The following is a 26,075-nucleotide window of genomic DNA, read 5'->3' as shown; positions in this document are numbered from 1 at the left end:
CCTTTATTCCGGCTTGGCGACCGTGGTGCCGCCGGCTTCGGGTTTCCAGATCTGGCCGATGGACAGACTCTTGAGCTTCTTCTTGCCGCCGTACCAGAAGTTGACCAGCCCGCGCGAGAAGAACACGGCCGAGAACATGCTGGTCAGGATGCCGATGCAGTGCACCACGGCAAAGCCGCGCACCGGCCCCGAGCCGAAAGCCAGCAGCGCCAGACCGGCGATCAAGGTGGTGACGTTCGAGTCCAGGATGGTGGCCCAGGCGCGCTCATAGCCCGCGTGGATAGCCATCTGGGGCGACACACCATCGCGCAGCTCCTCGCGGATGCGCTCGTTGATGAGCACGTTCGAGTCGATGGCCACGCCCAGCGCCAGCGCCATGGCGGCGATGCCCGGCAGGGTCAGCGTGGCCTGCAGCATCGACAGCACGGCGATCAGCATCAGCACATTGACGCCCAGTGCGATGCTGGAGAACACGCCGAACAACATGTAGTACACGCACATGAAAGCCGCGATGGCCAGCATGCCCCAGACCACGCTGTTGATGCCGCGCGCGATGTTGTCGGCCCCCAGGCTCGGGCCGATGGTGAATTCCTCGATGATCTCCATGGGCGCGGCCAGCGAACCCGCGCGCAGCAGCAGCGCGGTGTCGTTGGCTTCCATGGTGGTCATGCGGCCGGAAATCTGCACGCGGCCACCGCCGATCTCGGAGCGGATGACCGGCGCCGTCACGACCTCGCCCTTGCCCTTCTCGAACAGGATGATGGCCATGCGCTTGTTGATGTTCTCGCGCGTCACATCCTTGAAGATGCGCGCGCCCTTGGCATCGAGCGTCAGGTTGACGGTGGGTTCCTGCGTCTGGCCATCGAAGCCCGGTTGGGCATCGGTGAGGTTCTCGCCGGTCAGGATGACCTGCTTCTTCACGATCACTGGCTGACCATTGCGTTCCAGGTAGCGCTCCGAGCCAAACGGCACGGTGCCCTGGCCGCGCTCGGCCGCGCGCGCCTCGGTGGTCTCATCCACCAGGCGCACCTCCAGCGTGGCCGTGCGGCCCAGGATGTCCTTGGCCTTGGCCGTGTCCTGCACGCCGGGCAGCTGCACCACGATGCGGTCCAGGCCCTGCTGCTGGATGACGGGCTCGGCCACGCCCAGCTCGTTGATCCGGTTGTGCAGGGTGGTGATGTTCTGCTTGAGCGCCTGCTCCTGGACCCGGCGCGTGGCCTCGGGCTTGATGGTGGCGCGCAGCTTGAATTCGGCCCCTTCGGGAGTGACCGCCACCTGCAGATCGGGAAACTGGTCGGCGATCAGGTTGTTCGCGGCCGTGCGCGTGGCCTCGTCGCGCACCTTGATTTCCACGGCCTGGCCGTCGCGGCTGATGCCGCCATGGCGGATGTTCTTGTCGCGCAGCGTGGTGCGGATGTCGCCGGCATACGACTCTGCCTTCTTGGTCAGGGCCGCCTGCATGTCCACCTGGAGCATGAAGTGCACGCCGCCGCGCAGGTCCAGGCCCAGGTACATGGGCTGGGCGTGCAGCGCGGTGAGCCAGGTGGGCGAGCGCGACACCAGGTTCAGCGCCACGATATAGGCCGGATCGGCCGGATCGGGCACGAGGGCCTTCTGGATCGCGTCCTTGGCCTTGAGCTGGTTGTCGGGCGTGTCGAAACGGGCGCGCACCGAAGTGCCTTCGAGGGTGACGAAGTCCGCCGTCACGCCTGCGGCCTTGAGCGCCTCTTCCACGCGCTGCAACACGGCGGAATCCACCTTGACGGTGGCCTTGGCCGACGAGACCTGCACCGCAGGTGCCTCGCCAAAGAAATTGGGCAGGGTGTAGAGCACCCCGACCAGCAGCGCGATCACCAGGATCGCGTACTTCCAGACCGGATAACGGTTCATGATCGCGCTAATACCTCACGGACAAGGACGGAACGCGGGCTGCCGCGCCAAGCGCCGCCCGCGGTTTCTGGAGCCGGGCTTACTTGATCGTGCCCTTGGGCAGCACCTGGACCACGGCGGCGCGCTGGACCTGCACTTCCACGCCCGAGGCGATCTCGATGTGCAGGTACTGCTCGGACAGGCGCGCGACCTTGCCCAGGATGCCGCCGCCGACAACCACCTCATCGCCCTTGGCGATGGCGTCGATCATGGCGCGGTGCTCCTTCTGGCGCTTCATCTGGGGGCGGATCATGACGAAGTAAAGCACCACGAACATCAGCACCAGCGGCAGCATGCCCGTCAGGGAGGACATGAAGTCGCCGCCACCAGCGGCGGCAGCGGGAGCAGTCTGGGCGAAAGCAGAAGAAATGAACACGGACAAGACTCCACAAATGGATGGTCGGGGAACAAACCCGCCCAGGCCGGCGCCTGGCGGTAAACAGAACATTGTATGCGGGCCGATCCGGAGGGCGGCCCGTCGATACCCCGCCGCCCCCACGGGGGTTTGCACGACGGCATGGGCACGGGCACGCGACCGGCGCTACGCCCGAAACAGCTGCTGCCACCAGGCGACACCCACCAGCGCCAGCGGAACGGCCAGCGCCAGCCAGGCCGGCACCGCGCGCGCCAATGGCACGCGCTCACGCGCCAAGCGCGCCGCGCCCAGCGCCAGCGACGCCGCGAAGGCCAGGGCCAGCACGGCCGCGCGGGCCATGTCGAGCCAGGGCAGATAGACGCCTTCGGCGCGCAGCTGCGTTTGGGTGAGCAGGGTCAGCCCCACGAACACCCCGGCGCCGGCAGCGGGAACCCAGGCCAGGGCCAGCACCGTCCAGGGCAGGCGGGCCAGCCGCCCGGCCACCCAGGCTCCGGCCTGCAGCGCGCTGCCCAGTACCAGCGTGACGGCGCCGATGTAGGCCGGAATCAGCAAGCCGTCCAGCCAGGTGAAGGTGTCCCCCACCGCCGGGTAGTGCGTGAGCAGCCACCAGGGGGCATCGGTGTCCAGCAGTTTCCACCACTCGCGCTCGGCCAGCCAGGCCGCGGCCTGTTGGCGCCAGGCGACAAACAACGGATCGGCAGACCAGCGGAACGCCCCGATCGCCACCCCGAACAAGCCCCAGATCAACAGCCAGGCCTCGGCACGCCCCACGTCGCGCGGGCCACTGGCCAGGATCTCGACCGCAGGTGAGCGCACACTCAGGGTCACGGCGTCGCGGTGCCCGGCGCAGCGCCCGCACGCATGGCACTGCGCGGCGCCGGTCATCTGCTGCACGGACAGCAATGGGGCGCAATCCACGGCGGGGGTGCGCCGTGGATAGGCGGCCCAGGCTTCGCGGTCCACCTTGAAATGCAGCGGCGCCACGCGCGCCAGCAGCGCGAACACGCCGCTGACAGGGCACAGGTAACGGCACCAGACCCGCTTGCCACGCCCATAGGCCCAGCCGATCGCCACCGCCGCCAGGGTGGACCCTCCCAGCACCAGCAGCGCGGCCTGGGGATATTCGTACACACTGACGAGCTGCCCATACACCGTGGTGACGACAAAGGCGACCAGCGGCCAACCGCGCCAACGCACCCAGCGCGGTATCGCCCCTCCACGGCCATGCCGGCTGGCGAACTCCGCCAGTGCCCCTTCGGGGCACAGCACGCCGCACCAGATGCGCCCGAACAGCATGGTGGCCACGATCACTCCCGGCCACCAGAGCCCCCAGAAGGCGAACTGCGCCACGAGCGTCAAGTTGTTGAGCATGTGCGCCCCGGCCTCCGGCACGGGGAGAAAGGCCGGAACAGCCACCAGCACCGCATAAACCAGGACCACCATCCACTGCACCGCCACGATGGCCCGGCGGTGGCGCGCCATGGCATCACCCAGGCGCGCGAGCGCACCACGCCGCGCGCGCGGCACGATGCGGATGACGGCGGTGGTTGGGCCCGGCCCTTCAGCGCGCATGGATCACCAGCACCCCCGTGACCGGATTGAATTCATCGACGAACTCATGCTCCCCTGGCGCCAGGGGTGGCAGCACCACGAATGAACGAGCGCCCGCGCCCAGCACCTTCTCGATGTTCATCTCGTCGTTCTCGAATTCCAACGGTCCGGGACCATGGTTCACAAGTTCGATCTTGACGCGCTTGCCCGCGGGCACCTGCAGTGCCGTGGGCGTGAACACCCCATCCGTCACTTCGACGGTGTAGCTCTGCAGCGGCTCGGCACGCCGCGCCCGGGCGCTGGATGGCGCCGCGCCTTCGTCCGGCGGCGACGCCCCCTCCTGCGCCAGCGGCACACCCGGCAGACACAAAGCCAGCACCAGGCCCGCACCGGCCCATCCACGCGGCAGCCAGCCCTCGCGCATCAGAAAGCCCACTGCGCGCGCACGCCCAGGACGCGGATGGCCGATGCCGCGCCGTCGCCCCCCGGACGGCGGATCCATTGGACGCTGGGCGTGAGCTGCAGCCCGTTGCCCAGGCTCCAGCGGTAGTACAACTCGGCCAGCGTTTCCGCGCCCGAGGCGCCATAGCCCCAGTCTGGCTGGCCATCGCCATCGGCGTCCACCGTGGCCGATTCGGCGCCGAAGGCCTTGGCCGTGCGCAACCGCCCCCAGGCCACGCCAAAGGCATCGCCCCCCCGGCCCCAGACGTTGCCGCTCAGCTCGGCACCTGCCGTCAGTGCGGTGTCGAAACGCGGCTGGCCCTTGGTCAGGCGCCCCCAGCGCGCAAACACGGTCAGCTCGTCGCTGACCTGCTGGTCGATCGACAGGCCCACGCCCTGCTGGCGCTGCGCCTGGCCCAGGTAACCGGCGGCCTGTCCGTTGGTCCAGGCATAGAGCCGGTAGGTCCCGGGCAGGAAACCGATGCGCCGCGTGGTTTCGATCTGCGCGATGGCCAGCGGCTTGCCCATGGAGCCGGAGAAGTTGGCCCCCTGGCCCGCGCCAAAGACACCCAGGGAATAGGTCCAGGCGGCCGATTTGTCGCTCTCGTCGATGTATTGCACGATCGCGCCCGGCGCGAAGCCATAGGCATCGGCGCCGATACCCCCCCCCGAATCGAGCAAGGGGTTGTGCACGAAAGCATTGTTCTGGAAGCGCGTGGTCTCGTCATCGGCGATGGCATTGCCGTCGAAGAAGCCGAACATGTCGATCTTGCCGACCGTCACGCGCGCGCGCTGCGTGGCGGCCTGGGTGCTGCGGCCGCGGGGCAGCGGAATGTCGAGCTGGTACCAGCCCTGCGCCAGCACAGCGAACGAGGAATCCGGATCACCGACGCCGCCGACCTCGAAACCCACCGAATTGGGCGTGCTGGTGTAGGTGGGCCGCAGGCCCACGCCGCTGCCCTGGCCGAAGCGCACATGGGCAAACGCCGTGCCCGTGACATCGCCCCACTCCCCGCCGGGCAGCGTCACTTCGACATCGCCTCGGTAGTTGGCGCGGGTCTCGCGTTGGCCCGAGGCCGTGGCGCCCGCGCCGGCGGACTGCGCCACGCCCGTGATGCTGCCTTCCACCTTGATGCCGTCCAGCGCCTCCATGCGCTTGACGGGCGCATCCATGGCCTGGGTGCGCGCCTCCAGCGCCTTGAGCCGCGTGGCGATCTCCGGCTCGCGCTCGCTCAAGCGCTCGGTCGTCAGCGCGGTCTCCAGTTCCGCGTTGCGCCTCTCCAGTACCTCGACCCGCGCGGCGAGCTGCTCCATGAGCGCCTGCATCCGCGCCAGATCGGTCGCCTGCGCGGGCAGCGCGGCGGCCGCGCACACGGCCGCAACCGCCAGCATGCGTTGCCCCATGTTCAGTACCCGCCTTTCTTGCCGATGCCGGCGAAGGTGAACTCCCACTCCACCTCGAACGTCTTGAACCAGGGGCGCACGCCCGTGGCGCGGTCGGTGTGGCGGCCGAAATGCTGGCCCACCGGGTTGTCCTTGGACGATGGCGGATGGATGGTGAACTTCACCTTGTACTTGCCCGGCCCCTGGAGCTTGACGTTGTCGCCGTAGTGCGGCCCGTCGCTGGCGACCATGGGCATCATGTGGCCACGGATCGGTTCACCGCCCCCCACCTTCACCAGCTCATAGGCGATGTGCAGGAATGGCATCCAGGCGCCTTCCGGGTAGCCATTGACGTTGCCCGCCAGCGCGTGGATGTCCGCCTCCAGGTGGATATCCGATTCGGCCGCCTTGCGCATGTGGCCCTCGGGCTCCATGTCGATGGCCTGCAGGTAGACGGCGGCCACCTCCATGCCGTTGCGCTGGTACGGCGTGCCGATGGGAAATTCCAGCGCGGCCGCCGGCAATGCGGTCCACAGTGCGCCAGCCAGCGCCATCGCGCCCACGGCACGGGTCAGTCGGTAGTTCACGAACGCTCCTTGTTTCCAGATGAAGTCAGGGCGTGAATATATTGCTAATAAGAATGATTAACAATAACTTCTATTGATCTACTGCAAACACCCGCGCAATTCTTCGTGCCGGCTCCGGTGCGCGCGGCAGCCTGCCATGGAACCCGAAAGAAGGGCCCGACCCCAGAAACGAAACGGCCCCCGCCTTTTCAGACGGGGGCCGTTTCAGCACTCGCTCAGGCCGCCTGGCGCTGCGCCGGGGCGCGCCACTGGGCCATCAGGCCATCCCACTTGGCGCGCGCGGCCTTGAGGTGGCGCTCCTTCACATGGCCGTAGCCACGGATGTCCTCGGGGATGCGCGCGATCTCGGCCGCCAGCGCCAGCCGCTCGGGCGTCAGGCCGGCGAGCAGCTCCTCGATGCAGGCACGGTATTCCTGGATCAGGGCGCGCTCCATGCGGCGCTCTTCGGACTTGCCGAAGATGTCGAGCGCGCCGCCGCGCAGGCCCTTGAGCCCACCGAGCACGCCCAGGGCCCGGCGCATCCAGGGGCCGAACGACTGCTTGACCAGCTCGCCCTTGTCGTTGCGCTTGGCCATGAGGGGCGGCGCCATGTGGTGGACGATCTTGTAGTCACCCTCGAACATCGCGGCGATCTTGTCGGTGAAGGCCTTGTCGGTGTGCAAGCGGGCCACCTCGTATTCATCCTTGTAGGCCATGAGCTTGAACAGGTAGCGCGCCACGGCCTCGGCCAGGCGCGTGCTGCTGCCGAGCTTGGCTTCAGCGGCCTGCACCTTCTCGACGAAGGCCTGGTACTGGGCCGCGTAGGCCGCATCCTGGTAGCCCGTGAGGAACTCCACACGCTGCGCCACCATCTCGGCCAGCGCGGGCTTCTTCACGAACTCGATCACCTGGGCCGCCTGGAACAGCGCCTGCACGGCCGCCAGGTCGTGCGCGCAGCGCCGGCCCCACTCGAAGGCCGCCTTGTTGTTGTCAATCTGCACGCCGTTGAGTTCCATGGCGCGCATCAGTGCGGCGTGCGACAACGGCACGCGGCCCTTCTGCCAAGCGTAGCCCAGCAGCAGCGGGTTGGTGTAGATGCTGTCGCCCAGCAGCTGCACCGCCACCTGTTCGGCGTCGAAATGGCCCACCAGCTCCGCGCCCACGGCCGCGATGACGGCGCTCTCGCAGTTGCCGCCCGGGAACTGCCAGTTGGGGTTGGTGACGAACGAGGCCGTCGGCGTGCCGTGGGTGTTCAGCGCCACGAAGGTGCGGCCCGGCTGCATCACGGCCAGCGTGGCCTTGTTCGCGGCGACGATGGAGTCGCAGCCGATCACCAGATCGGCCTTGGCGGTGTCCACCTTGGTGGTATAGATGGCCTCGGGCCGGTTGGCGATCTGGATGTGGCTCCACGTCGCGCCACCCTTTTGCGCCAGGCCGCCCGCGTCCTGCGTGACCACGCCCTTGCCGTCGAGGTGCGCGGCCATGCCCAGCAGCGAGCCGATGGTGATGACCCCCGTGCCACCCACGCCGCCGACCACGATGCCCCAGGCTTCTTCCGCCACCGGCAGCACCGGCTCGGGGATAGGGGGCAGGCTGGCGAGGTCGCCCTTCTTCTCCTTCTTGGGCTTCTTCAGCTGGCCGCCCTCGATGGTGACGAAGCTCGGGCAGAAGCCGTTGACGCAGGAGTAGTCCTTGTTGCAGGTGCTCTGGTTGATGCGGCGCTTGCGGCCGAACGGTGTCTCCACGGGCTCGACGCTCAGGCAGTTGGACTTGACCGAACAGTCGCCACAGCCTTCGCACACCAGCTCGTTGATGATCACCGTCTTGTCGGGCGTGGCGAGCTTGCCGCGCTTGCGGCGGCGGCGCTTCTCGGTGGCGCAGGTCTGGTCGTAGATCAGCGCGGTGCAGCCCGGGATCTCGCGCAGTTCGCGCTGAATGCGGTCGAGCACGTCGCGGTGGTGCACCGTCACGCCGGCGGCCAGCGGCACGCCGTCGTACTTCTGCGGCTCGTCGGTCACGATGACCAGCTTGGCCACGCCCTCGGCCTTGAGGCTGTTCATGATCTGCAGCACCGAATGGCCTTCGGGGCGCTCGCCCACCTGCTGGCCACCGGTCATGGCCACGGCGTCGTTGTAGAGGATCTTGTAGGTGATGTTCACACCCGCGGCGATGCTCTGGCGGATCGCCAGCAGGCCGCTGTGGAAGTAGGTGCCGTCACCCAGGTTGGCGAACACATGCCTGTCCTCGGTGAACGGGAACTGCCCCACCCACGACACACCCTCGCCACCCATCTGCGTGAAGGTGGAGGTGCTGCGGTCCATCCACACCGTCATGTAGTGGCAGCCGATACCGGCCACGGCGCGCGAGCCTTCGGGCACGCGCGTGCTGGTGTTGTGCGGGCAGCCGCTGCAGAACCAGGGCGTGCGCTCCCCGGTGTCGGTCTTGAGCTCGAGCATGGCGCGCTCGCGCGCCTCGATGGTGGCGATGCGCGCGTCCATGCGCGCGATGATGTCGTCGGGCACGCCCAGTTTCTTGAGGCGCTTGGCAATGGCCTTGGCGATGATGGCCGGCGTGAGGTCGGCCTTGGCGCGCAGCAGCCAGTTCTGGCTCGGGTTGGGCATGCTCCATTCGCCGCCCGAGGCGTCGCCGCCGGGCTCGTCGAACTTGCCCAGCACATGCGGACGCACATCGGGGCGCCAGTTGTACAGCTCTTCCTTGAGCTGGTATTCAATGACCTGGCGCTTTTCCTCCACCACCAGGATCTCCTGCAGTCCCTCGGCGAAGCTGCGCGTGATGGTGGCCTCCAGCGGCCACACCACGTTGACCTTGTGCACGCGGATGCCCAGGCCGCGGCAGGTGTCGTCGTCCAGGCCCAGGTCCATCAGCGCCTGGCGCGTGTCGTTGTAGGCCTTGCCGCTGGCGATGATGCCGAAGCGGTCATGGGGGCCCTCGATCACGTTGTAGTTGAGCTTGTTGGCGCGCACGTAGGCCAGGGCGGCGTACCACTTGTAGTCCATGAGGCGCGCCTCCTGCTCCAGCGGCACATCGGGCCAGCGGATGTGCAGGCCGCCGGGCGGCATGGTGAAGTCCTCGGGCAGGATGATCTTCACGCGGTCCGGGTCCACCGACACGCTGGCCGACGACTCCACCACCTCCTGGATGGTCTTCATGCCCGACCACACGCCCGAGAAGCGGCTCATGGCGAAGGCGTGCAGGCCCATGTCGAGGATGTCCTGCACATTGCTCGGGAAGAACACCGGCGTGCCACAGGCCTTGAAGATATGGTCGCTCTGGTGCGGCGCCGTGCTGCTCTTGCTGATGTGGTCGTCACCGGCGATGGCGATCACGCCGCCGTGCCTGGCCGTGCCGGCCATGTTGGCGTGCTTGAACACGTCCGAGCAGCGGTCCACGCCCGGGCCCTTGCCATACCAGATGCCGAACACGCCGTCGTATTTCTTCTTCTCGGGATACAGGTCGAGCTGCTGCGTGCCCCACACGGCCGTGGCGCCCAGTTCCTCGTTCACGCCGGGCTGGAAGACGATGTGGTTCTCGGCCAGGTGCTTCTTGGCGGCCCACAGCGCCTGGTCGTAGGTGCCCAGCGGGCTGCCCCGGTAGCCGCTGATGAACCCGGCCGTGTTCAGGCCGGCCACGGCGTCGCGCTGGCGCTGCAGCATGGGCAGGCGCACCAAGGCCTGCACGCCACTCATGAAGGCACGGCCTTCGCCCAGGGTGTATTTGTCGTCGAGCGTGACGGTTTCGAGGGCTTTGCGAATGTGCTCGGGCAGGGGCGCGTTCATGGCTATGTCTCCAATGGCTCTTGTGGGGGGAGGCCGCGCCTTGTGGGGCGGCTGCGGTGAGGGCCGGGGACCGGGTACGGCCGGCGGCTTCGGGGTGGCAACAAGTGTATGCCCACAACGCGGATATGTCTTTGCTTTTGATGCCGTGTTTAGGCTATCATGAGAAAGGATCTTTCGTTTTTGAGGACTATTGTGAACACTTTGGACAAATTCGATGTCGCCATCCTCAACGAGCTGCAATCCGACGCGCGCCTGACCAACGCCGAACTGGCCCAGCGCGTGGGCCTCTCGGCCGCGCCCTGCTGGCGCCGCGTGCGCGCGCTGGAGGAGGCCGGCTTCATCAAGGGCTACCGCGCCGAGATCGACCGCCGCAAGATCGGCCTGGGGGTGCTGGCCTTCGTGCGCCTGGACGCCGACCGCAGCACCGGCGACCTGACGCGCATCATGGAAGAGGCCATCCGCCAGATCCCCGAGGTGGTGTCGTGCCACTACATCAGCGGCACCGGCACCTTCGAGCTGCAGGTGGTGGCGCGCGACCTCGACAGCTTCTCGCAGTTCGCGCGCGACGTGCTGCTGCACCTGCCCAACGTGAAGGACATGCACACCAGCTTCTCGCTCGGCGAGGTCAAGGCCAGCGGTGCGCTGCCGCTCAGCCACCTGCCTCGCGCCGCCCCCTGATGCTATTTATTTAATAGCTTACAGCGCTTGCCCATCAAGCGCCAAAGGCCGATTTCATTCAAAAATCAGCGCGGCCACAGCGCCCACAGGCGCAGCCCCTGCTTGAGCCGACCGGCGATCTCGCCGGCCTCGGGGCCCCAGCCGGTGAAGTAGTCCGCCCGCACCGCGCCCAGGATGGCGCTGCCCGTGTCCTGCGCCAGCACCAGGCGGCTGAGCTGCACCTGCGGCCCGCTGGAGGCCAGCCACACGGGCGTACCGTAGGGAATGCTCTGGCGGTCCACGGCGATCGAGCGGCCCGGCGTCAGCGGCACGCCCTGCGCTCCGCGCGGGCCGAAGCCGGCGTCCAGCGCGTCGAGCGGTTCCTCGCGGAAGAACACATAGCGCGGATTGCTCCACAGCAGCTCGTTCACGCGCTGCGGGTTGGCGGCGATCCAGGCCTTGATGCCGGGCCAGGTGGCGTCGCGCGTCAGGCCCTGGTCGAGCAGCCAGCGACCCACGCTCTGGTAGGGCTGGTCGTTGGTGCCGGCGTAGGCCACGCGCACCAGGCGCACGGAACCGTCGGCCTCCTGGATGCGCAGGCGCCCCGAGCCCTGGATCTGCAGCACCAGCGCGTCGACCGGGTCGTTCAGCCAGGCGATGGCGCGGCCCGCGAGCTGGGCCTGCGCCTCGGGCAGGGTGTCGATCTGCTGGCGCGTGTACCAGGGCTTGCGCGCGCCATGGTTGGCGGGCAGGCGGTGCAGCGGCACGGTGAAACCGTTGCCGGGTTGGCGCGCGGCCTCGACCAGCGGCTCGTAGTAGGCCGTGAGCAGGCCCTCGGGGTTGCCTTCGTGCGACTCGACCCGGTAGGGCCGCAGGCGCGCCACGAGCCAGGCGCGCTGCTCCTCGCTGCTCGCGATGCTGAGCTGGCGCACCTCGCCGCACAGGGCGGTGAACGGCGCCACGGGGCGCTCGCAGCTCTTGATCCAGGCGTTCCAGGCTTCGTGCAGGGCGTCCTCGGTCACGCCGGGCAGCTCGGACCAGCGCACCGGCACCCAGCGGCTTTTGGGCTGGGCCAGGGGCGGCGGCAGCGGGCCGGTGTCGTCGGGCAGCCAGGCGGCGCCGGGAACACTGGGCGCGGCCGGGGCCGGCGGGGGCGCGGGGTGGGAGGGATAGGGCGCGGGGGGCGTGGAGCAGGCGGCCAGCGTTCCTACAATCAGCGCCGTCACCACAAGGCGCGGGAGTGTCCAATTCATGGTTCTGATTTTGCTTGAAGCGCTGGCCGCCCTGGTGATCCTGGTGCTGATCGTCTGGTGGACCATGTTCTCGGGGCGCAAGGGCGGCGAACTGGAGGCCGAGGACGACGACCAGCCTTCCCGCTAGGACGCCTCGCGCAGCAGGTTGGCCAGCTCCACGGCCGACTTGACCTGCATCTTGTCGAACACGCGCGCGCGGTGCACCTCCACCGTGCGCACGCTGATGTCGAGCCGGTCGGCGATCAGCTTGTTGGGCAGGCCCTCGACCACGCAGCGCATCACGTCGCGCTCGCGCTCGGTCAGGTCGGCCAGCCGGCTGCTCAGATCCTTGCGCTGGCGCAGCAGCGCCAGGTGCTGCGCCGAGAGCGCCAGCGCCTGCTCGATGCGGTCCACCAGGGCGTTGTCGGAAAAAGGCTTCTCGCAGAAGTCGAAGGCACCGCGCTTGACCGTGTCCACCGCCGTGGGCACGTCGGCATGGCCCGTGAGGAAGATCACCGGCATGGCATGGGTGGCACCACGCGCGAGCAGCGCGTCGAACAGCGCGATGCCGCTCATGCCCGGCATGCGCACGTCCAGCAGCAGACAGCAGGGCTCGCGCGGCGGCGGGCGCGACTGCAGCACCGCGTCGAAGGCCTCGGCGCTGTCGAAGGACTCGCTGGGCAGACGGCGCGAGCGCAGCAGCCAGGCCAGCGCCTCGCGCACGCCGGCGTCGTCGTCCACGATGTATACGGTGGCGTTGGGTATGGGTTCCATCAGTTGTGCCCTTCCTGCGGTACCGCGGGCAAGGTGAAGGTGAATACCGTACCACGCGGATGGTGCGGCTTGTGCGCCATGAAGCCGCCATGCTGCTCCACCACCGTGCGGCACATGCTCAGCCCCAGGCCCATGCCCTCGGCCCGGGTGGTGAAGAAGGGCGTGAACAGATTGCGCGCCGTCTCCTCGCTGATGCCGATGCCGCCATCGGTGAGGCTGAACTCCAGCCAGGCGCTGTGGGCGTTCGACGCGGCCCGGCGCACCTGGATGTCCAGCGTGCGCTCGGTGATGGCCGGGTCGTCCATGGCCTGCATGGCGTTGCGCGCCAGGTTGAGCAGCACCTGCTCGACCATCACGCGGTCGCACAGCACGGGGGGCAGGCCCGGCTCCACGTCCACCCGCACGCGCACGCCGAGCTTGCGCGCCTGCAGGTTCACCAGCGGCAGCACGTCGCCCAGCAGTTCCTGCGCCGGCACCGCCTCGCGCGCGCGGTCGCGCCGGCGCACGAAGTCGTGCACGCTCTTGATGACGCGGCCGGCACGTTCGGCCTGCTGGGCGATGCGCTCGATGGCGGTGCGCACCTCGCCCAGATCGGCGCGCACGTGGGCTGCGTCGGCGTCCCGCGCCGAATCCAGCAGGTTCAGCGAACCGGTGGCATAGCTGGAGATGGCGGCCAGCGGCTGGTTCAGCTCATGGCTCAGCAAGGAGGCCATCTCGCCCACCGTGGCCAGGCGCGCCGTGGCCTGCAGGCGCTCCTGCGAGGCGCGCGAGAGCTCCTCCACGCGGCGCTGCTCGCTGATGTCGATGAAGGCGCTCATCCAGCCCGTGTGCTGGCCCACGGCGTTGATGAGGGGCGCCTCGATGATGAGCACCGGAAAGCGCGTGCCATCCTTGCGCATGAACACCGACTCGAAGCCCTCGCGCGGTGGTGCGTTGCCCGCCAGGCGCACCTTCTGGCGGCGCCAGTATTCCTCGGCAAGTTCGGGTGGCCAGTAAGGCAGGTGCGTGCTCTGGCCCAGCAGTTCCTCGGCGGAAAAGCCCACCATCTCGCAGAACGCCGGGTTGACGTAGGTGATGCGGCCCTGCAGGTCCCGCGCGCGCAGGCCGGTGACCAGCGAATCCTCCATGGCCTTGCGGAAGGCGAACGCATCGCCCAGCTCGCGCTCGGCCCTGAGGCGCCGCCGGTTGTCGCGCACCAGCACCACCAGCACCGTGACCAGCGCGATGGACATGGCCGTGACCAGGGCCGTGAGCACATTAGGGAACAGGCTGGGCGCGGTGTGCCAGCCATCCATGCGCAGGATCAGGGTGTTGCCGGGCAGGTCCAGCAACTGCCGCGCGCTGAACATGTGGGCACTGCGCCGGGCCGTGCCCACCAGGGCCAGGCGGGTGCCATCGGCCTCGGTGAACGACACCTCCTGGCGCCGCGTCAGGCCATGGCCGACCATTTCCGTCAGGATGCTGTGCAGCGAATAGGTGGCGACCAGGTAGCCCGCGTCGCGGTCCCCGGCGGAAGGCGGTATGCAGAACTCGACGAGCTCCGAGCCCAGGCCGTCGCCATGCGGCTGGAAATAGCTGCTGGAATAGGCCGGGCTGCTGAGGCGGCGCGCATTGGCGCAGGCCAGCGCGGTGTCCGAATGCGGCTCCACGCGCACGTCGTTCGCCCACTCGATGGCGTGGAACGGGCTGTCCACGAAGGTCTGCAGGCGCAGCGACGGCGAGCGCCACTCGATGCGCACCAGCTCACGGTGCTCGCGCAGCAGCGCCACCGCCTGCGCTTCCCAGCGCTGCGTGCCGGACGACCCCGCCTGCAGGGTCTGCAGGGCTTGCAGGCTCAACAGGTTGCGCGCGAGCGCGGCGCGGATGTCGGCCACGGCGTCGGAGGCATCGCGCTCGATCTGGTCCTGCACCACGCTGGCCTCGTAGCGGCCGGCCAGCCACACCAGCGTGACCAGCATGGCCGCCACCAGCGCCACCAGCAGCGTCCACAGCGACCAGCGCCGCCAGGCGCCACGCAGGCGCCGCACGGCCCAGTGGAACAGTGCCGTGTTCACAGGACGCGGTGCTCCAGCGCGGGCAATTGCAGGCGCACCTGGCGCAGGCGTTCCCTGTCGAGCAGGCCCGCCACCACGCCCGCCCCTTCGGGACGCACCGCCAGCACTTCGCCCCACGGGTCCACCAGCATGCTGTGGCCCCAGGTGCGCCGCCCGTTCTCATGCCGGCCGCCCTGGGCCGGTGCCAGCACGTAGGCCTGGTTCTCGATGGCGCGCGCGCGCAGCAGCACCTCCCAGTGGGCCTGGCCCGTGGTGTGGGTGAAGGCGCTGGGCACCAGCAGCAGGTCGGCGCCAGCGCGCGCATGCTGGCGGTACAGCTCGGGAAAGCGCAGGTCGTAGCAGACGCTCAGCCCCACGCACCAGGCCTGGCCGTCGCGGCTGCGCAGCCGGAACTGCACGGGCGCGTCTCCGGGCTCGATGGTCGCGCCCTCGTCGAAGCGCTCGCTGCCGTTGTCGAAGCGGAACAGGTGGATCTTGTCGTAGCGCGCCACGCAGGCGCCATCGGGTGCATACGCCAGCACGGTGTTGCGCACGCGGCCGGGGGCCGTACTGGCCATGGGCAGGGTGCCGCCAACGATCCACAAGCCCAGTTCGCGCGCGGCCTGCGCCAGGAACGACTGCACCACGCCTTCGCCCGGCTGCTCGCTCAGCGCCAGCTTGTCGGTGTCGCGCGCGCCCATGGCGCCAAAGTATTCGGGCAGCACGGCCATTTCCACGCCCTGTGCCGCCGCCTGCTCCAGCAGGCCACGCGCGGTGGCGAGGTTGTCCTCGCGCCGGGGGGTCGAGACCATTTGCAGAGCGGCGACTTTCATGAGGGCTCTCCCGTGGACGATGGTGCGCGCGCCGGCGCGGGCTGGGCCCCGCTGGCCGGCGGACTGGCGGTCTCCGGCACCGCCTCGGGGCCGCGCGCACGGCGCGCCAGCCGGGTCACGCGCGGATCGGACCAGGTGCCGTCGATGCGAAACTCCTGCGTGGCCGCCTCGATCAGCGGCCCGCGCAGGAACACCTGCGCCAGGAAGCTGCCCAGGCCGATCACCGGGTTGATCGCCGTGGCCACCAAGGAGGCCGTCATGGCGTTGATCTCGGGCACCACGACCACGTGCAGGTCCTGGGTTTCGCGCTCGATGTCGGCGCTGCCTTCCATCAGCACGGCGGCGTTCACGCCCTTCATCTGCAGGTTGTTGGTGAAGGCCGCGCCCTGGTCGATGCGCACGTCGCCGCGCACGAAATCGAAGGCGAAGCCCTCGCTGAAGACATCGCGGAAATCCAGCGTCAGCCGCCGGGGCAGCGACTGCAGGCTCAGCACCCCCAGCAGCTTGGCCAGGCCCGGCTCGGCCTTGAGGAATTGGCCGGCCTCGATGTTGAGGTTGATCTGGCCCGTCATCGAGGGGTAGTCCGGGCTGATGGGCGCGCCACGCCAGGCCACCTGGCCCTCCATGCGGCCCTTGCCCCGGCGGATCACGTCGGCCATGCCGAAACGGCCCAGCAGCTTGCCCGAATCCTGGATGTCGAGACGGAAGTTGAGCACGGTGCGGCGCTGCGCCGGGCGCTCCGCGCCACGGCCCGGTGCTCCGGCGGAAGCATGCAGGGACGCCCAGTTGCCGCTGGCGGTGAGCACGGCCTCGGGCGTGACCATGTTGAACTTGCCCAGGCGCCACTCGCGCAGCGCACCCTCGCCGCCCCGGTTCTGCGCCTCGATCTCCAGGCGTCCGAGCTTGCGCCCGCGCAGCTCGAAATCGTCCACCACGATGTCCAGCGCCGGCAGGTTGCCGGGCTGCTCGTCCAGCAGCGCCTCCACCTGCGTGGCCGCGCTCTGCGGCACCGTCAGGCGCGAGAGCCGGGCATGCAGGCGCCCCGCCCCGCCATCCTGCGCACCCGGCTGGCGGTATTCGACGAAACCGTTGAGTTCCCGCGCATCGAGGTTGGCGCGCCAGAGCAGGCCCTCGCGCGCACCGCCCGCCAGCACATCGTGCAGCGTGCGGCCCCGCACGGTGAGCGCGCGCGCGCGCACCGCGAGCACGGTGGGGAAATAGTCCTGTATCACCCCAGCCTCGGCCACCGACGCCCCGGAGGCCGGTCCCAGCAGCAGGGACTCCCATTCGTCGACATCGACCTCCCCCACCTGGATGTTGGCGGCCACGCCGCGCTCGGGCTGGGGCGCGGATTCGCCGGGGGCCAGCCCGAGCGCGATGCTGCCGCGCAGCACCTGGGGCTGGGGGCCGCCCAGATCACGCACATAGCTGACCGCGCCCACGCCGCCGACCTCCAGCACCAGCCGGTCCTGCAGCGGCAACGCCGCGCGGGTGGCGGCCGGCTCCGGCGCCAGCGCCTCGCGCGTGAGCTGGTTCTCGAAACGCACCGGCATGCTGCTCTCGGCGCTCTTGCCCAGGGGCGCGGGCAACGCCAGGGCCAGGCCCTGCAGGCTGCTGCTGACCTGCAGTTCGGGCACGCCCCGGCGCAACGCCAGCGTGAAGGCGTAGGGCGCGCTGCCGCTGGCCTTGCGCACCAGGTTCGCCAGCAGCCCCAGTTCGTGCGCCTGGCGCAGCCCTTCGGCCGTGGCCGTGCCCTGGGCCCGCAGCTGCAGCAGGGCCTCGGAGGGCGGGGCACCGGCCGGCAGGGCGCGCATGCCGCCTTCCAGCCGCACGTCGCCGCCGAGCGCGCGCGCCTGCACGCCCGAGAGCGAGAAGCCGGTCTCGCTGAACTGCACCGTGCCCCGGACCCGCGACAGGGCCGGCGTGTCGGGCCGGATACGCACCTCGTTGCCCGCCAGGGACAGGCTGCCCTGCACGCGGGACTGGTGGATTTCGCTGATGGGCAGGCTCAGGCGCAGGCGCAGGTCCGCGTTGCCAGTGCCGCTGGCCTGGTCGAGCGCGTGGCCCGTCATGGCGGCCAGGGGCGACGAGGACATGAGGGCCAGCAGCTCCGGCAGCGGCCCGCGCGCATCGGCGCTCACCGCCACCACGGTGTTGGAAAGATCGGGAATCTGCGCCTCGACCTTGGTGGCCTGCAAGCCCTGGCTGCCGGAGAAGCGGCCGCTCGCCCCCTTCACCTGCATGGATGAACGCTCGAACACCAGCTCGCCCGAGAGCTTGGTGAGCGCGGGCCAGGGCAGCTCGCCGGCCGGCTGCAGGCGGCGCGGGACGAAGGCATAGGTCACGTCATGGACCTTGGCTGCGATGCGGAATTCACCCAGCTTCGGGTTGTCGAAGGGCATGTCGTGCAGATCGCCCTTGACCCGGAAGTGGACCGAACTGGCCTTGCCCGCCACCACGGAGTCGCGCACATAGTGGCGCGCATCCTGCGGAATGGTCAGGGGCAGGTAGCGGTGCACGCGCGTGCCATCGGCGCGCGTGAGGGTGCCGCTGAGGTCCAGCACCCCGGGGAAGCGCGAGCGGCTGCCCGAGCGCTCCGAGTCGCTGGTGTGCCAGGTCGCGCGCGCCTCGCCCTGGGCATCGGCGTTGGCGAAGCGGGTGTCGCTCACCTGCACGTCGATGCGCTCGCCGTCGAGCTGCCAGCGCACCGTGCTGCTGAACTGGTCCAGCGGGAGCACCGGGTCCTCGAACACGCCGGGCAGCACCAGCGCCCCCTGGTCCATGCCCACGGTGGCGCTGCCGCCCTTGTGCGTCAGGTCGAAGTCCACCGTGGCACCGCGCAGGCCGATCGCGGGCTCCTCCCCCTGGCCTGCTCTTGGCGGCCGGGGCGCGCCGGCCAGGGACAAGCCCGTCACCCGGCCCTGGGCCTGGTAGGACTGGAGCTCCGTCAGAGGTCCCTGCCAGCTGGCACGGACCGACTCCACCAGACCTTGCGGCACATAGGTGCGCAGGGCGTGGTGCACGGCCGCGCCCAGCGGCACGCGATCGGCGATGCGCGCCAGGGCCGCCAGGTCCAGCCGGTCGGCCTGGAACTCGCCCTGGGCCGGCGCGGCCTTGCGGGCCGCCGTGTGCTTGAGCCGCAGATTGCCGCCGGGCCAGCGCAGGCCGTCATCGGTCACGAACTGCAGGTTCTGCGTGGAGAACTCCAGCTGCCCCAGGGAACTGCGGCCGCCCACGCGCCCCTGCACCAGGGGCAGCTCCAGCGCTTGCAAGGCTTCGCCCAGCGTGGCGCTGACATCGGCCAACGCCACGTCGGCCGTGCCGCCGGCCAGCCGCCCGCGCTCGACATCGACCCAGGCCCGCACCGCGCCATGGCCCCGCGCCACCGTGATGCCCATGTCGGCATGGTGGCGCAGGCGCGAGACATCGACCCGCGAGAAATGCGCGAACAGCTGCCCGCTCCAGTCCTGCCAGCGTCCGCTGTGCGTGGTCAGCAGCGGCTGGCGGAATTTGCCGGCCAGGGTGAAGCGGTCACCCCATTCGGGCGGCGGCGTGGCGTCGATGCGCAGGCTGTGGCGCCAGTTGCCGTTGCGCAGCAGTACGTCGACCGCCTCCAGCGCCAGCGGAGGCGCGCCGCGCAGTTCGTCGGTCCAGCGCAGCCGCCCCTCGCGGATCAGCAATTCGGGTTGCGCGAAGACCCAGTCGGCGGCGCTGCCGTCGTCCGGGCGGGCGCCGGAGAAATCCAGCCCGGCCACGAGGATGCGGCCGTCCTGCGTGCGGCGGATGTCGAGTTCCGGCCGTTCGATGTAGAGCTGCTCGAAGCCGAAGTTCCAGAGCGAACGCGGCGACACCGCCACCACCACGCGCGGCAGGCGCAGGGCCGCGCGGCCGTCGGCGTCGAGCAGGGCCACGTCGCCCAGCTCGATGGTGGGGATCAGCCCCTCGGTGCGCGCCGAGATGGTGCCCAGCCGCACGGGTACCCCCAGCGCCCGTCCGGCCTGCGTTTCCAGCTGCGCACGGTAATCGCCGATTCGCGGCACAATCCAGCCGTGAAGAGCCCCCCAGGCCGCCGTCAGCAGCAGACCGATGGCCAGCAGCAGGCCCAACGACCACCGCGCGAACGCTGCCACGATTTTCAGCAGGCGCGATGGATGGGGCACGGGATCGGTCATGGCGGGCTGGAGATGAGGCAGGAATTATGACCCGCTGCCATGGCGCGGGTTCAGTGCAACCGGTGTCCTTTTATCTGCGGCTTTGGCCGCGCCGCGCAGGCCATGCAAACTGAATTGACCGACAGTACCCCCGACAGCTCCGGCCTGGCAGCCCATTCGCGCTTCTTCCAGCGCCTGCACCGCCGCTATGGCGCCGACCTGGCCCTGCTCCCCCCTGGCGCGCCCGAGCGCACCAGCATGGAAGCCACGCTGGAGGCCCTGCGCGCGCGTGGCCACGACACCCCCACCGCCCTGCGCATCCTGCGCCAGATGGTGATGGAGCGCCTGATGCGCCTGGACTGCGAGGCCCAGGCGCCCCTGGGCACCATCACCCGGGCCGTGACCGAGCTGGCCGAGCTGGCCCTGGACCGCGCCTGCCGGCTCGCCCGCGAGGAACTCGACACGCGCCACGGCGCCCCCTGCGGCCCGGACGGTCAGCCGGTCGAGCTGTGGGTCATCGGCATGGGCAAGCTCGGCGCGCGCGAGCTCAATGTGTCGAGCGACATCGACCTCATCTATGTGTACGAGCACGAGGGCGAAACCCTCGGCACGCCCGACGGGCGCGGGCGCATCTCCAACCACGAATACTTCGCGCGCGCCGTCAAGATCATCTACAGCGCCGTCGGCGACACCACCGAGCACGGCTGCGTTTTCCGCATGGACCTGGCGCTGCGCCCCAACGGCAACTCCGGCCCGCCAGCCGTCTCGCTCGCCGCGCTGGAAGACTACCTGCAGGTGCAGGGCCGCGAGTGGGAGCGCTTTGCCTGGCTCAAGAGCCGCGTGGTCGCGCCCCGCTCCTGCATCGGCAGCCCGGCCGTGCAGGCGCTGCGCGGCGTGGTGCTGCCTTTCGTGTTCCGCCGCTACCTCGACTACAGCGTGTTCGACGCGCTGCGCGCGCTGCACCGCCAGATCCGCGACCACGCCGCCAAGCGCAGCGCCGGCCACCCCGAGCGCGCCAACGACGTCAAGCTCTCGCGCGGCGGCATCCGCGAGATCGAGTTCACCGTGCAATTGCTGCAGGTGGTGCGCGGCGGGCAGTTCCCCGAGCTGCGCCGCCGCCCCACGCTCGACGCCCTGCCGCGCCTGGCCAGCGCCGGACTCATGCCGCGCGAGACGGCCGATGCGCTGGCGCGCGCCTACACCTTCCTGCGCCGCGTGGAGCACCGCATCCAGTACCTGGACGACCAGCAGACGCACATCCTGCCCACGCGCGACGACGACCTGGCCTGGATCGCCCACACCCTGGGCTACGCCGACTGCAGCGCCTTCCTGCACGAGCTCGACGCGCACCGTGAGCTCGTGGCGCAGGAATTCGACACCCTGCTCGGCGGCGACGAGCCCAAGAAATGCAACGGCTGCAACGGCGCCCAGGCGAACACCGCCGTGCCGCCCGAACTCGAAGCCCTGCTGGAACAGCTGCCGCCGCTGCTGCGCGAGCGCGTGGCCGAATGGCGCAACCACCCCCGCGTGGCGGCCCTGCGCGACGAGGCCCGCACGCGCCTGTTCCGCCTGGTGCAGCGCACCGCGCTGTGGCTGCGCGAGGGCCGGATGGGCGAAGAGGCCGCCGTGCGCCTCATCAATTGGCTCGAACCCCTGCTGCGCCGCGAAAGCTACCTCGCCCTGCTGCTGGAGCGCCCGGCCGTGCACGAACAACTGCTGCACCTGCTGGGCGCGGCGCGCTGGCCCGCGCGCTACCTGCTGCAGCACCCGGGCGTGATCGACGAACTGGCGGGCAGCTCGCTGCTGTCCGAGCGCTTCGTCGTGGCCGACTTCGAGCGCGACCTGCGGCTGCGCCTGGCCTCGCTGCGCTCGACCCAGGAGGATGACGACGAGGCCCTGCTGAACCTGCTGCGCCGCGCCCACCACGCCGAGATCTTCCGCACCCTGGCGCGCGACGTGGAGGGCCGCATCACCGTGGAGCAGGTGGCCGACGACCTGTCCCTGCTGGCCGACAGCGTGCTGCGCATGACGGCGCAGTGGTGCTGGGCCCGCCTGAAGAACCGCCACCGCGAGACGCCGCAGTTCGGCATCATCGGCTACGGCAAGCTCGGCGGCAAGGAGCTGGGCTACGGCAGCGACCTCGACATCGTGTTCGTCTTCGACGACGACGACGAGCGCGCCCCCGAGATCTACGCCGCCTTCGTGCGCAAGCTCATCAACTGGCTCACCGTCAAGACGGGCGAGGGCGACCTGTTCGAGATCGACACCGCGCTGCGCCCCAACGGCAACTCCGGTCTGCTGGTCACCAGCTTCGAGGCCTACGCCAACTACCAGCAGCAGCGCGGCAGCAACACCGCCTGGACCTGGGAACACCAGGCCATGACGCGCGCGCGCTTCGTGCTGGGCAGCGAGGACCTGCCCGGCGCCGACGGCAGCGCCCCGACACTGCGCGAACGCTTCGACGCCGTGCGCCAGGCCGTGATCACCGCCGAGCGCGACCCGGCCGCGCTGCGCCAGGAGATCCAGGCCATGCGCGAGCGCGTGCGCTCGGCGCACCCGGCGCCCACGGGGCAATTCGACATCAAGCACAGCACGGGCGGCATGGTCGATGCCGAGTTCGCGGTGCAGTTCCTCGTGCTCTCGCAGTCGGCCGCCCACCCCGGGCTGGTGGACAACGTGGGCAACATCGCCCTGCTGCAGCGCGCCGAGACGGCGGGTCTGCTGCCCCCGGGCGTGGGCCAGGCGGCCGCCTCGGCCTACCGGGAACTGCGCCGCGTGCAGCACCGCGCGCGGCTGGACGAGACGCCGACCCAGGTGCCCCTGTCCGAACTGCAGGCCGAGCGCGCGGCGGTGCTGGCGCTGTGGCAGGCGGTGTTCGACACGCCTGCCCCCTGAGAAACTTCACTGCCGCCGAGGACGCCTGCACCGTCCCCCGGCGTGCAGTTTGTTTCATGAAATTTTTATTAATTCAAACACATGTTTGAATTAAGGTGGTTTAATCCGGGCCCATGGCCCACCAGACCGCATCCATCTCCCAGCGCAGTCCGCGCAGCGACGGCGCTGACACGCGCGCGCGCCTGCTGCTGGCGGCGCTGCAGCTGTTTTCCGAGCGCGGCTACGCCCAGACCCCGGTGCGCGCCATCGCCGAGGCGGCCGGCACCAACGTGGCGGCCATTGCCTACCATTTCGGCGACAAGGCCGGGCTCTACACGGCCACGTTCCATGAACTGCTGGGCAGCAGCCAGGCGCTGATTCCGCACTTCACGGAGCCAGGCCTGGGCATTGAAGAAGCCCTGCGGCGCTATTTCGAGGGCTTCCTCGAACCGCTCAAGCACGACGACCTGGTGCGCCAGTCGCTGCGCCTGCACATGCGCGAACTGCTCGAACCCACCCATGTCTGGCCCGAGGTGATCGAACGCGAATGCCGTGCGCCGCACCTGGCGCTGGCCCGGCTGCTGTGCCGGCACCTGGGCGTGCGGCGCATGGATGCCGAGGTGCACGGCCTGGCTTTCTCCATCGCCAGCCTGGTGATGCAAATGTGGACCCAGCGCGACACGCTCGAAGCCGTCGCCCCCCAACTGGCCCACCCCGCCGCCATCGACGCCTGGACCCGGCGGCTGACCGGCTACGCCCTGGCCATGGTGCAGAGCGAAACCCTCCGCCGCGCGGCCGCCCGGCCCGCGACCCGCAAGAAGAAAGCCACCGCATGACGACCGACACGCATCCCTCCCGCCTGCTCGCGGCCTGCCTGCCGCTGGTGCTGGCCGCCTGCGCCACCACGGCGCCGCCGCCCCAGGTGCCGCCCCCCACGCCCGTGGCCTGGCAGGCGCCGCTGCCCCACCAGGGCTCGCTCGGCAGCCTGGCGCAATGGTGGACGCAGTGGGGCGACCCGCTGCTGGTGGACCTGATCCAGCAGGCGCAGGAGCACAGTCCCGGCATCGCGCAGGCGCGCTCGCGCCTGGTCCAGGCCCGGGCCGCGCAGGTGGCCAGCCGCGCCGCGCTGCTGCCCAGCCTCGACGGCCAGGCCAGCGCCAGCCGGGGCTTCAACGAGCAGATTGGCGCCGTGGCCAGCACCGCCCAGGCCGGCCTGCAGGCGCAGTGGGAGATCGACCTGTGGGGTGGCAACGCGGCGGCCGACACGGCCGCCCGCGAACGCCTGGCCGGCGCGCAGGCCCTGTGGCACGAGGCCCGCGTGAGCGTGGCCGCCGAAGTGGCGCTGCAGTACAGCAGCCTGCGCACCTGCCTGCAGCAGCAGGAGATCGCCGAGCGCGATGCGCAGTCGCGCGCTGAAACGGCCCGCCTGTCAGAACTCAGCGAGCGCTCGGGCTTCACCGCCCCCGCCACGCACGCGCTGGCGCGGGCCAGCGCCGCCGAGGCCGTGGCGCGCGCCTCGCAGCAACGCATGCAGTGCGCGGTGGAACTCAAGACCCTGGTGGCGCTCACCGGTCGCGCCGAAGCGGCGCTGCGCCCGCAACTGGCCGCCAGCCCCGTGCACCCCGCGCCTGGGGCGCTGTTCACCATCGCCAGCCTGCCGGCGCAGGTGCTGGCGCAGCGGCCCGACGTATACAACGCCGAGCGCGAAGTGGCCGCCGCCAGCGCCGACGTGGGCCAGGCGCAGGCCCAGCGCTACCCACGCCTGGGCCTGAGCGGAGCCATCGGCGCGGCGCGGGTGCATACCGGCGGCACGGGCACCAACCTGACCACCTGGTCCATCGGACCGCTGGCGCTCAGCCTGCCGATCTTCGACGGCGGCCGCCGCGCCGCCCAGGAGGAGGCCGCGCGTGCCCGCTACGACGAAGCAGCGGCGCTGTACCGCGCCCGCGTGCGCCTGGCCGTGAGCGAGGTCGAGCAGGCCTTGGTGCGCCTGCAGAGCAGCACCGAACGCAACGACAGCGCGCGCACCGCCGCCGAGGGCTACCGAGCCTCCTTCGCCGCCACCGAGGCGCGCTGGCGCGCCGGCATGGCCAGCCTGGTGGAGCTGGAGGACGCGCGCCGCACCGCCCTGGCCGCGCAGAACGCGCTGACCGCGCTGCAGCACGAGCGCACCGCCGCCTGGGTGGCGCTGTACCGCGCCGCCGGCGGCGGGTGGGAAGCACCCGCACCCGACGCCTCCCGCTGACCCTTTCCTGGACCGAAACGAACGGATGTCTTCCATGCAAGCCTTCAAGACGACCCCCATCGCCCTTGCCCTGATCGCCGCCTGTCTCGTGGCCGGCACGGGCACCCTGCTGTTCTCCGGCGCCACGCGCGCGGCCGACACCCCTGCCGCCGGCCAGGCGCGCCCGGCCCTGACGGTGACCACGGCCCAGCCCCAGCGCACCCCCATGCCCCTGCACCTGGCCGCCAACGGCAACGTGATGGCCTGGCAGGAGGCCAGCATCGGCGCCGAAAGCAACGGCCTGCGCCTGACCGAGGTGCGCGCCAACGTGGGCGACGTGGTGCGCGCCGGGCAGGTGCTGGCCACCTTCGCCGCCGAGACGGTGCAGGCCGACGTGGCCCAGGCCCGCGCCAGCCTGCTCGAAGCGCAGGCCAACGCCTTTGACGCGGCGGCCAACGCCGAGCGCGCGCGCACGCTGCAGGCCACGGGCGCCTTGAGCCAGCAACAGATCCAGCAGCTCACCACGGCCGAGAAAACTGCCCAGGCCCGCGTCGAGGCGGCCCAGGCCCTGCTGCACGCCCAGCAGCTGCGCCTCAAGCACACGCAGGTGCTGGCGCCCGACAGCGGCGTGATCTCGGCGCGCACGGCCACCGTGGGCGCGGTGGTGGGCGCGGGCACAGAACTGTTCCGCATGGTGCGCAAGGGCCGCCTCGAATGGCGCGCCGAGGTGCTGGCCTCCGAGCTGCGCCCGCTGCGCCCCGGCGCCAAGGCGCGCGTCACCGCCGCCAGCGGCGCCACGGTGGAAGGCACGGTGCGCATGGTGGCGCCCACGGTGGACCCGCAGACGCGCAACGCCCTGGTCTACGTGGACCTACCCGCGCACCCCGAGCTGCGCGCCGGCATGTTCGCGCGCGGCGAGTTCCAGCTCGGCAGCAGCGACGCGCTGACCGTGCCGCAGGAGGCGCTGGTGGTGCGCGACGGCTTCGCCTATGTCTTCGCGGTGGGTGCCGACCAGCGCGTGCAGCAGCGCAAGGTGCAGACCGGGCGGCGCCAGGCCGACCGCGTGGAGGTGCTCTCGGGCATCGCCGCCGACACGTCCGTGGCCGTGCGCGGCGCGGGCTTCCTCAACGACGGCGACCTGGTGCGCGTGGCGCCTGCCGCGGCGGCCAGCACGTCCTCGCAAGCGGATTTCAAGCAAAAAACGGCTCTAGCGCTTACCCAACAAGCGCCACAAGCTATCAATTAAGGAGCATT

General features: G+C 70.2%; 18 protein-coding genes. 6 read left to right on the top strand and 12 right to left on the bottom strand.

The annotated features are described in order from the left end of the window. Positions 1-3: 3 nt before the first annotated feature. From secD to D8S75_RS02285, 7 genes are all read right to left on the bottom strand, one after another. Complete coding sequence (gene secD / locus D8S75_RS02315; protein WP_119964299.1) at positions 4-1,890, bottom strand: protein translocase subunit SecD; 1,887 nt, start codon at positions 1,888-1,890, stop codon at positions 4-6. Between the two features lie 79 nt (positions 1,891-1,969). Next, positions 1,970-2,305, bottom strand: coding sequence for a preprotein translocase subunit YajC (gene yajC, locus D8S75_RS02310; RefSeq protein ID WP_119964396.1), 336 nt, complete (start codon positions 2,303-2,305; stop codon positions 1,970-1,972). 165 nt (positions 2,306-2,470) lie between these two features. Continuing rightward, a complete protein-coding gene (locus tag D8S75_RS02305; protein ID WP_370807247.1) occupies positions 2,471-3,787 on the bottom strand; it encodes a 4Fe-4S binding protein in 1,317 nt (438 codons plus the stop codon). A gap of 79 nt (positions 3,788-3,866) precedes the next feature. Then, entirely contained in the window at positions 3,867-4,292 is a 426-nt protein-coding gene (locus D8S75_RS02300; RefSeq protein WP_232828829.1) for a cupredoxin domain-containing protein, read from the bottom strand. Next, complete coding sequence (locus D8S75_RS02295; protein ID WP_119964297.1) at positions 4,280-5,701, bottom strand: carbohydrate porin; 1,422 nt, start codon at positions 5,699-5,701, stop codon at positions 4,280-4,282. The genes D8S75_RS02300 and D8S75_RS02295 overlap by 13 nt, the downstream gene beginning before the upstream one ends. A gap of 2 nt (positions 5,702-5,703) precedes the next feature. Then, complete coding sequence (locus D8S75_RS02290) at positions 5,704-6,234, bottom strand: iron transporter (protein WP_119964394.1); 531 nt, start codon at positions 6,232-6,234, stop codon at positions 5,704-5,706. 248 nt (positions 6,235-6,482) lie between these two features. Next, positions 6,483-10,043, bottom strand: a complete 3,561-nt coding sequence (locus D8S75_RS02285; RefSeq protein ID WP_119964296.1) for an indolepyruvate ferredoxin oxidoreductase family protein — start codon at positions 10,041-10,043, stop codon at positions 6,483-6,485. 192 nt (positions 10,044-10,235) lie between these two features. Between D8S75_RS02285 and D8S75_RS02280 the strand changes: the two genes are divergently transcribed. Continuing rightward, complete coding sequence (locus D8S75_RS02280; RefSeq protein WP_119964295.1) at positions 10,236-10,721, top strand: Lrp/AsnC family transcriptional regulator; 486 nt, start codon at positions 10,236-10,238, stop codon at positions 10,719-10,721. Between the two features lie 65 nt (positions 10,722-10,786). On the opposite strand, the gene mltA is transcribed toward D8S75_RS02280, so the two are convergent. Then, positions 10,787-11,953, bottom strand: a complete 1,167-nt coding sequence (mltA, locus tag D8S75_RS02275; protein WP_232828828.1) for a murein transglycosylase A — start codon at positions 11,951-11,953, stop codon at positions 10,787-10,789. On the opposite strand from mltA, the gene D8S75_RS17990 reads away from it, so the two are divergent. After that, positions 11,952-12,080, top strand: coding sequence for a hypothetical protein (locus tag D8S75_RS17990; RefSeq protein WP_269813990.1), 129 nt, complete (start codon positions 11,952-11,954; stop codon positions 12,078-12,080). The two genes, mltA and D8S75_RS17990, sit on opposite strands and share 2 nt — an antisense overlap. On the opposite strand, the gene D8S75_RS02270 is transcribed toward D8S75_RS17990, so the two are convergent. From D8S75_RS02270 to D8S75_RS02255, 4 genes are read right to left on the bottom strand one after another with little or no spacing between them, the layout of a single operon-like run. Continuing rightward, positions 12,077-12,706, bottom strand: coding sequence for a response regulator transcription factor (locus D8S75_RS02270; RefSeq protein WP_119964293.1), 630 nt, complete (start codon positions 12,704-12,706; stop codon positions 12,077-12,079). The genes D8S75_RS17990 and D8S75_RS02270 overlap by 4 nt on opposite strands. Beyond that, a complete protein-coding gene (locus D8S75_RS02265) occupies positions 12,706-14,760 on the bottom strand; it encodes a two-component system sensor histidine kinase NtrB (protein ID WP_232828827.1) in 2,055 nt (684 codons plus the stop codon). The genes D8S75_RS02270 and D8S75_RS02265 overlap by 1 nt, the downstream gene beginning before the upstream one ends. Then, complete coding sequence (locus D8S75_RS02260; RefSeq protein ID WP_119964292.1) at positions 14,757-15,572, bottom strand: carbon-nitrogen hydrolase family protein; 816 nt, start codon at positions 15,570-15,572, stop codon at positions 14,757-14,759. Before D8S75_RS02260 ends, D8S75_RS02265 begins: the two co-directional genes overlap by 4 nt. Next, entirely contained in the window at positions 15,569-19,744 is a 4,176-nt protein-coding gene (locus tag D8S75_RS02255; protein WP_119964291.1) for a YhdP family protein, read from the bottom strand. The genes D8S75_RS02260 and D8S75_RS02255 overlap by 4 nt, the downstream gene beginning before the upstream one ends. Positions 19,745-19,846: 102 nt before the next feature. Between D8S75_RS02255 and glnE the strand changes: the two genes are divergently transcribed. From glnE to D8S75_RS02235, 4 genes are all read left to right on the top strand, one after another. Continuing rightward, positions 19,847-22,618 carry a bifunctional [glutamate--ammonia ligase]-adenylyl-L-tyrosine phosphorylase/[glutamate--ammonia-ligase] adenylyltransferase gene (gene glnE, locus D8S75_RS02250; RefSeq protein WP_119964392.1) on the top strand — a complete coding sequence of 924 codons (2,772 nt, stop codon included), beginning with the start codon at positions 19,847-19,849 and terminating at the stop codon, positions 22,616-22,618. 113 nt (positions 22,619-22,731) lie between these two features. Continuing rightward, positions 22,732-23,433, top strand: coding sequence for a TetR/AcrR family transcriptional regulator (locus tag D8S75_RS02245; protein WP_119964290.1), 702 nt, complete (start codon positions 22,732-22,734; stop codon positions 23,431-23,433). Then, complete coding sequence (locus tag D8S75_RS02240) at positions 23,430-24,842, top strand: efflux transporter outer membrane subunit (RefSeq protein ID WP_119964289.1); 1,413 nt, start codon at positions 23,430-23,432, stop codon at positions 24,840-24,842. The genes D8S75_RS02245 and D8S75_RS02240 overlap by 4 nt, the downstream gene beginning before the upstream one ends. 25 nt (positions 24,843-24,867) lie before the next feature. Next, positions 24,868-26,067, top strand: coding sequence for an efflux RND transporter periplasmic adaptor subunit (locus D8S75_RS02235; protein ID WP_119964288.1), 1,200 nt, complete (start codon positions 24,868-24,870; stop codon positions 26,065-26,067). The last annotated feature ends 8 nt before the right edge of the window (positions 26,068-26,075 follow it).

It is taken from the genome of Simplicispira lacusdiani (assembly GCF_003604195.1).
Lineage (GTDB): Bacteria > Pseudomonadota > Gammaproteobacteria > Burkholderiales > Burkholderiaceae_C > Simplicispira > Simplicispira lacusdiani.
The sequence above is the reverse complement of the archived record's forward strand: the minus strand, read 5'-3'. Positions and strand labels throughout refer to the sequence as shown.

What these genes read in the sequence shown, in the direction of transcription:
- D8S75_RS02255 (WP_119964291.1), bottom strand. Translation starts at nt 19,744, where the DNA reads ATGACCGATCCCGTGCCCCATCCATCGCGCCTGCTGAAAATCGTGGCA.
- D8S75_RS02245 (WP_119964290.1), top strand. Translation starts at nt 22,732, where the DNA reads ATGGCCCACCAGACCGCATCCATCTCCCAGCGCAGTCCGCGCAGCGAC.
- D8S75_RS02235 (WP_119964288.1), top strand. Translation starts at nt 24,868, where the DNA reads ATGTCTTCCATGCAAGCCTTCAAGACGACCCCCATCGCCCTTGCCCTG.
- secD (WP_119964299.1), bottom strand. Translation starts at nt 1,890, where the DNA reads ATGAACCGTTATCCGGTCTGGAAGTACGCGATCCTGGTGATCGCGCTG.
- D8S75_RS02240 (WP_119964289.1), top strand. Translation starts at nt 23,430, where the DNA reads ATGACGACCGACACGCATCCCTCCCGCCTGCTCGCGGCCTGCCTGCCG.
- glnE (WP_119964392.1), top strand. Translation starts at nt 19,847, where the DNA reads ATGCAAACTGAATTGACCGACAGTACCCCCGACAGCTCCGGCCTGGCA.
- D8S75_RS02285 (WP_119964296.1), bottom strand. Translation starts at nt 10,043, where the DNA reads ATGAACGCGCCCCTGCCCGAGCACATTCGCAAAGCCCTCGAAACCGTC.
- D8S75_RS02305 (WP_370807247.1), bottom strand. Translation starts at nt 3,787, where the DNA reads ATGGCGCGCCACCGCCGGGCCATCGTGGCGGTGCAGTGGATGGTGGTC.
- D8S75_RS17990 (WP_269813990.1), top strand. Translation starts at nt 11,952, where the DNA reads ATGGTTCTGATTTTGCTTGAAGCGCTGGCCGCCCTGGTGATCCTGGTG.
- mltA (WP_232828828.1), bottom strand. Translation starts at nt 11,953, where the DNA reads ATGAATTGGACACTCCCGCGCCTTGTGGTGACGGCGCTGATTGTAGGA.
- D8S75_RS02295 (WP_119964297.1), bottom strand. Translation starts at nt 5,701, where the DNA reads ATGGGGCAACGCATGCTGGCGGTTGCGGCCGTGTGCGCGGCCGCCGCG.
- D8S75_RS02260 (WP_119964292.1), bottom strand. Translation starts at nt 15,572, where the DNA reads ATGAAAGTCGCCGCTCTGCAAATGGTCTCGACCCCCCGGCGCGAGGAC.
- D8S75_RS02290 (WP_119964394.1), bottom strand. Translation starts at nt 6,234, where the DNA reads ATGGCGCTGGCTGGCGCACTGTGGACCGCATTGCCGGCGGCCGCGCTG.
- D8S75_RS02270 (WP_119964293.1), bottom strand. Translation starts at nt 12,706, where the DNA reads ATGGAACCCATACCCAACGCCACCGTATACATCGTGGACGACGACGCC.